The sequence below is a fragment of the Anaerolineales bacterium genome, from assembly GCA_022866145.1.
Taxonomy (GTDB): domain Bacteria; phylum Chloroflexota; class Anaerolineae; order Anaerolineales; family E44-bin32; genus PFL42.
Map to the genome: position 1 here is coordinate 1 of JALHUE010000266.1, position 1,599 is coordinate 1,599.

A 1,599-nucleotide genomic window follows, 5' to 3' on the forward strand; every position below is an offset into this window, starting at 1 on the left:
CCAGGCCACCATCGGTGCCTCGCGCACATCGGCGATCGTGTAGCGGTTGCGCTTCTGGGCGTACGGGTTGTGATAGGCGTTGATGTGATTCTTGACGGACACATGGGCCATCTGCTCGACCGTGGTGCCGAACTCCTTCATGTGGCGCGTCACCATCATGGCGTAGTAGCCCGAATAAAAGCCGCCGACCGGATAGTCCCACGACACATCCGAGGCCAGGGCGATGAACTCGTTGCCCTTCCAGGTCTCGACATGGCTCATGGTCTCGAATCCGTAGGCGACGCAGACATCCATATGTCCGGAGGCGATCGACTTCCAGGCTTCCTGCAGGCACAATCCGCCGGTGGCTCCCCCGCCCTCGACGCGGTGGCCGGGCTTCGGGCACAGCCCGAGGTAGTCCTGGGCCATGATGCCGGCCATCAGCTGGCGGGAGAAGTGATCCGAGAAGTACGAAGCGACCGATCCATCGACGCAGCGGGTGAAGGTGGGAAAGTCAAGGCCCAGATCGCCGATGGCGTAGTCATAGGCCTCTTTGATGATCGCCTGGAACGTCCGGTCGGGCCTGGCTTTGGCGAATTTCGATACGCCGCCGGAGACGACGTACACTGGTCGCATGGGCTCCTCCTGGCTGAGCGGTTGGGGGGATTGTACTTCCGGTCGCGCCCAAACGAAATCCGCGGCGCTTGCGACACCTCCGCCCTTGTGATACTTTCCGATACGCACCAGGAGATCGGCCGATGACCGACCGCATCGAGGAACTCCCGCTCGACGCCACCCACGACCCGCCCAGGGAGCTGCCGCTCCCCGTGCTGCTGCGGGTGCTGTTTGGCGGGATGGTCAGCCAGATGGGGTGGGTGTTCCTGGGATTCGGCCTGATCTTCGTCTGGATCTTCGTCCTAAACGTCGACTTCAGCGGGCCGCTGCGGCTGCTGACCCGCCAGGTCGAGGGCCCAGGCCAGGTCAGCGCCGTCGAGCCCACCGGATTCTCCGAAGGGGGCGACGACGACACGCCGGGTACCCCCGTCTACCGCATCACCTACCAGTTCCGGGGTCCCGGCGGCCGTGTGTACGATGGGGCCTCGTTCTCCACCGGCACCGATCTGCAGTCGGGCGATACCGTCAGGGTCGAGTATGCCGCCTCCAGGCCAGAGAGTTCCCGCATTCTGGGTTTGCGCCAGGCGCCGGTGCCGATGATCGCGCTCTTCGTCCTGATCTTCCCGTTGATCGGGTTGGGCATGGTCGTGTACAGCCTGAAGGAAGGGATCAAGGGCGCCCAGCTGCTGCGTGGCGGACGATTGGCGCCCGGGACTCTGCTCTCGGCCGAACCGACCTCGATGACGGTCAACAACCGTCCGGTGATCCGCCTGACTTTCGACTTCACCGACCAGGAAGGCGGCCTGCACGAAGTGGTCACGCGGACGGCACAGGCTCACCTGCTCCAGGACCAGAAGGATGAGTTGGTGCTGTACGATCCATCCAATCCAGAATATGCCGTGATGCTCGACTCCCTGCCCGGGTCGCCGCGCATCGGGCCGGCCGGGGAACTGCAGATCGACTCGCCATGGATCGCCTACGCCTTGACGATTGTGCCTGCCCTGA

General features: G+C 64.1%; 2 protein-coding genes. One reads left to right on the top strand and one right to left on the bottom strand.

Annotation, left to right across the window (positions count from 1 at the left end):
- On the bottom strand, positions 1–615 hold a 615-nt coding region (locus tag MUO23_08185), incomplete at its 3' end, for a hypothetical protein (GenBank protein ID MCJ7512934.1).
- Between the two features lie 122 nt (positions 616–737).
- On the opposite strand from MUO23_08185, the gene MUO23_08190 reads away from it, so the two are divergent.
- Positions 738–1,599 (top strand): DUF3592 domain-containing protein (locus MUO23_08190; protein ID MCJ7512935.1); only part of this gene is annotated, 862 nt, incomplete at its 3' end.